Below are 4,767 nucleotides of genomic sequence, written 5' to 3'. Positions count from 1 at the left end.
AGACCTTGAGCGCCCTCCCCGCCGAATGGGAGCGCCAGCGCACCTGCTGCGGCCTCCTGACCGTCTGGGGGTGCAAGCCATGAGCCGCCATCGCCACCGCCGTCAGCGCTCCAGGCGTCCCACCAACGACCTGCTGGCCGGTCTCTCGCCCGTGCTCATCCCCGGCCCACTCGAGTGGGCCTTGACCGGGCGCACCATCGAAGACCTCCAGCTCCTTACCGCCACCCTCCTCTCGCCACAGGCTCAACAACTCTGGCAGCACTGGCAAGAGGAGCGCGACCCACGCTTTCCCACGTCCACCAGCGAACGCCTGAGCAAGAACGACCGCCACCTGCTCCGACTCCTGGTCGAGCTACAACAAGGTCTGGACCTGCTCCAGGCCCGCTGCCAGGAAACCATCGCGCGCGACCCCGACCAACCCATCTATTTCCACACCAGCGAGATCCCACGCTTGCGGCGGCTGCTGAGCCTGACGGACCGCATGCTGCAGCAAGTGCATAGCGTGAGTCCCGCATCGGCTACCCTGCAGCTCAAGCTGGGTCAGCGGCTCATCCGCTACCTTGCCCGCACCTTGCGCGACCATCCCCGTCGCGAGCACCTTAATTAAGCCGCCGAGCGAGGTCCTCGCACGGGCCAGGGTGCTGGATGATCGTAAAGGGGGAATACCTTAAGAGAGCCATACAACTGGCAACATCCACAGCTACCAGGCTTTCACCTGACGCTTGCCGGCAGCGATAGAGATGACGCCAGGCCCTATCAGCCGCAAGCAATTCAAGCAGCCTCCACCCAGGACCCTGGCCTCTTCCTCAGCCTGACCCTCAGCTTCTGGAATGAGGCCTTCTCCCTTTTCATAGCTGCCCCAGGCAGGCGTCGAGCCAGCGCCGCAACAAAGGAGCTACCCGCCACGTCCGAGCCTCAACCCAAGCCGAGGCCACCGTGAGCAGATAGCTCCTCGTTCCAGCTCACCTTACCCTCTAGCAAGAGCGAACCGCCTGATCCCTGCCGGTCAGCATCAGACTCACGCCAGTCTGCCGGCGCGCCGCACCTCACCTCTACCCTCTACTCGACCAGCAACTCCTCCAGGCAGCGCTCAATCGTCCTGGCCGAAGGATAGTAAGCCGTCTCCTCCGGCTCATTATAGGGGGCCGCCGGAGCAGGCAAAGCCGAGATCAGGCGCGGCGTCGCATCCAGATCATAGAAACAATGCTCAACAATCCATGAATGCACATGGCGCGCGAAGCTCGTCAGATCCGGCTCCTCCGTCACCACCACCACCCGATTCGCCTCACGCACCGCCGCCCGCAGCGCCTCCTTATCGAACGGCATCAGCGTCCGCAGATCCACGACCTCAATCGCCCCGCCATGCTGCTCAATCACATTGGCGGCAGCAATACAGGCCTCCAGCACCATCGTTCCCCAGCTCACGATCGCCACCCGTGGCGTTCCCTCGCCCAGGCGCAGGCGGCGGGCCTTACCGATGGGCAGCGTATAATAGCCCTCGGGCACCTGCCAATACTGGGCAATCACCTCAATCGGGCGCCCGTGGCGATCCCTCGGCGGCTCCGAGCGATAGAGACGCCCGCGCTCCAGAAAGACCACCGGCGACTGCGAGCGCGCCGCCTCCAGCAGCAGCCCCTTGGCATCGAAAGGCGTCGCCGGGCAGAGCGTGATCATCCCCGGCACATTCGTAAACCACTGCTCGCCCGCATTCGAATGACCAAAGGCCCCGCCACCAGCGGCACTATTGGAGATAGGGCCGCCGCCTCCACTGCCCGACTTTGTGCGGATCAACAACGGCACCCGCCAATCACCGAAGTTCTGGTAGGAGATGCGCGCCGCCAGCCGAATCGTCTGCGCCGCCGACTGATGATAATCCACAAACTGAATCTCGGCACAGCGCGCGCGCCCGTCGACCATCGCCGCGCCGGCAGCGATCCCGACAATCAACTGCTCATTCAGGGGGCTACTGATGGCTCTCCCAGGGAAATGCGTAACCAGCGAGGCAGTGGCGCCGAAGACGCCCCCCTTTGGACTGCCCACATCCTGACCATAGACAAAGAACCCGGGATCACGCTGCGCCAGCTCCGCCAGCGCCTCATTAATCGCGCCCAACATCGTCGTCGGGCGCCTGGCCCCACGCGGCGTATTCTCCTGCCACTGCGGGACATAGATCACATGCTGCAGGACGCGCTCAGGCGTCGGCTCTGGCTCCTGCAGCACACGCTCCTCAGCCTGTTGCAGCTCAGCCCGCACCTCGCGACGCAGGCGCTCAAGATCCGCCTCCTGCAGATAGCCGTGTTCAACCAGCCAGCGACCATAGTTTGTGATGGGGTCCTTGGTCGCCTTCGTAAACTCAATCTCCTCCTTCTTCCGGTAGGAATAGATGTCTGTACTGCTGGAGTGGGGATCAAGCAGGCCAAGTTTCAGATGCATCAAAGCTGGACCCTGCCCCGAGCGCACATAGGCAGCCAGACGAGCGGTAGCCTCAAAGACCGGGATCGCATTAGTCCCGTCAACCTCCTCAGCATAGACCCCGGCGGCGCGCGCCCACTCGACCAGCGAGCCGGCCCACTGAATCGAAGACTCGGTCGTAATCGCCCACCCGTTATCTTCGACAATCATCAGCACCGGCAGGCGATGGACCGAAGCCTGACGGAACAGGACATTGAAATCGTTGGTCGCCACGCCGCCATCGCCAGTCGTGAAGACCACAATCTCCTTGCTCCCGCTCCGCTTCAGCGAGAAGGCCACCCCACCGGCAAAAGGTGCCAGGGCCGCCACCTCACTGAAAGTCGGCAGAATCCGATGGCGTCGGCTACTGTAGTGCGAAGGCATATTGCGACCGGCGCACATCGGCCCTGTCGTGCGCGAATAGGCCTCACGCAACGGACCATAGATGTCGCCTGTCCGCTGTAGCCAAGCCGCAAGATCACGATAGTAGAGGGAGAGCCAGTCCTGTGGATCAACGGCAGCTACGACCGCGGCCATGCTCTCATGCCCGCCGCAGCCAATGTAAAAGGGAAATTTGCCTTGGGTCTTGCGTACCTTCAGCAACTCATTGATGCTGCGCGCCATCAGCATGGTGCGATAAAGCGCGACGGGATCATCAGGCCGCGCACCCGTTTTGGATTCCGCTGCCTGCACTTCCAGAGTCATTGCTACTGCCTCCAATCGTCTACGCTGACATCTCAACCCGGCTCCATCGTCCAGGGTTTTTTTCACTGGCATTATAGAATCGCCTCCCGCGAAAAGCAACCACTGGAGCCACAAGCCTCACAGGAAGATCAGGATCAGAGAGCATAACAGGCAAGAGGTCAAACCCCTGTCAGGACGATAGGTAGAGGCATAAGAGCACCTGGGGAGCTAAAACGGAGGGGCCTTCACCCCTCCTCACGGGCAGCACTATTGCTAGCCCTCGGCCCGAGGGCGTATAATGAGCAGTGCATCTGGCGATGCACCGGCTTCCTTCTACAACCCTGCAAGAGCAGATCAAGGCGTGAATCGTATGAAAACGCACTCGGTGGTGTCGACGTGGAGCTAGCGACAACTCAGCCCTCACTTTCGACGACGCTGCTACGCGACCTCTATCAGCGTATGTTGCTCACACGTCTGGTCGATGGCTACTGTTGGCAACTCCACCAGAGCGGGCGCATCGGCTTCGTGGCTAGCTGCCGTGGTCACGAGGCGGCCCAGGTTGGCAGCGCCGCCTGTATTCGTCCAGGCTTTGACTTCACTCTGCCCTACTACCGTGACCTGGGAGTAGTGCTGACCCTCGGCATGACTCCCTACGAGATCTTCCGCACCTACTTGCAGGGCTGGCCAGGCCGTCTGGCCGACCAGCGTCCGCATCGCCCTATCCAGCACTGGGGCTATCATAAACACAATATGATTAGCGGTCCCGTCCCTGTGGCGACCCAGATTCTGCACGCCGCCGGCATCGCCTTCGCCTGCAAGCTGCGTAAAAGCTCCGCCGTTGCCATTGCTTACTGCGGCGATGGCGCCACCGCTGAGCCGGATTTTTTGGAAGGGCTGACCTTCGCCGCTCAGCAGCGCCTGCCAGTCCTCTTCATCTGCGAGCAGGATTGTTCGCTTGACGCTCAGGTCTTCCGTCTCTCCCCGGCTCGCCTTCCCACCGGCCTCACCTATCGCTGCGTTGATGGCAGCGATATCCGCGAGGTCCATGCCCTCACGAGCGAGGCCCTGGCGCTGGCTCGTGCCGGTCAGGGACCGATCCTCCTGGAGATGCTAGTGACACGCGGCTCACCTGAGCAGGACGAGGCTGAGTGTGACCCGCTTACTCATTGCCGACGACTGCTAGAGAACAGCGGAGCCTGGGATGGGGCCTGGCATGCTCAGCTGACAGACCGTCTGCGCGCCGAGGTTGAGCAGGCGCTAGAGGATGCCCTACGCGATAGCAGTCAGATGGCTCCAGCCGCAGCCGATCCCGTGCCCCAGTGCTGGGAAGGAGGATGATACGCTTTGCTACGCCAGAATAGCCGTTCCAGTGCGCTCTTTGGTACCCTGCTCTATGGGGCTGACTATAACCCGGAACAGTGGCCCGCCTCGCTCTGGCTTGAGGACATGCGCCTGATGAAGCTGGCGGGCCTCAATATGGTCTCGATTAATATTTTCTCCTGGGCCTTGCTCGAACCAGCTCTTGACCAGTATGATTTCTCGCTGCTCGATCGCGTGATGGACCTGCTGGCCGAGCATGGGATCGCCGCCGACCTGGGCACAGCCACCGCCGCCCCTCCCCCCTGGATGAGC

The 4,767-nt window shown here is 62.1% G+C and carries 4 protein-coding genes; 3 read left to right on the top strand and 1 reads right to left on the bottom strand.

Features of this window, described 5'->3' with window-relative positions:
- On the top strand, positions 1–607 hold a 607-nt coding region (locus IRZ24_RS16860; protein ID WP_297166685.1), incomplete at its 5' end, for a hypothetical protein.
- Positions 608–1,059: 452 nt separating this feature from the next.
- Here IRZ24_RS16860 and IRZ24_RS16855 read toward each other — a convergent pair.
- A complete protein-coding gene (locus tag IRZ24_RS16855; protein ID WP_297166682.1) occupies positions 1,060–3,156 on the bottom strand; it encodes a thiamine pyrophosphate-dependent enzyme in 2,097 nt (698 codons plus the stop codon).
- Between the two features lie 375 nt (positions 3,157–3,531).
- On the opposite strand from IRZ24_RS16855, the gene IRZ24_RS16850 reads away from it, so the two are divergent.
- Together IRZ24_RS16850 and IRZ24_RS16845 are read left to right on the top strand one after the other, a co-directional pair.
- Entirely contained in the window at positions 3,532–4,473 is a 942-nt protein-coding gene (locus IRZ24_RS16850; protein WP_297166679.1) for a thiamine pyrophosphate-dependent enzyme, read from the top strand.
- Positions 4,474–4,479: 6 nt separating this feature from the next.
- Positions 4,480–4,767 (top strand): beta-galactosidase (locus IRZ24_RS16845; protein WP_297166676.1); only part of this gene is annotated, 288 nt, incomplete at its 3' end.

The organism is Thermogemmatispora sp., assembly GCF_019683755.1.
In the GTDB taxonomy this organism is placed as follows: Bacteria; Chloroflexota; Ktedonobacteria; order Ktedonobacterales; family Ktedonobacteraceae; genus Thermogemmatispora.
Note: the sequence above shows the minus strand (reverse complement) of the source record. Positions and strands in the feature narration are given on the sequence as shown.

Excerpts from the sequence above, each read along its gene's own strand:
- IRZ24_RS16855 (WP_297166682.1), bottom strand. The coding sequence starts at position 3,156 with ATGACTCTGGAAGTGCAGGCAGCGGAATCCAAAACGGGTGCGCGGCCT.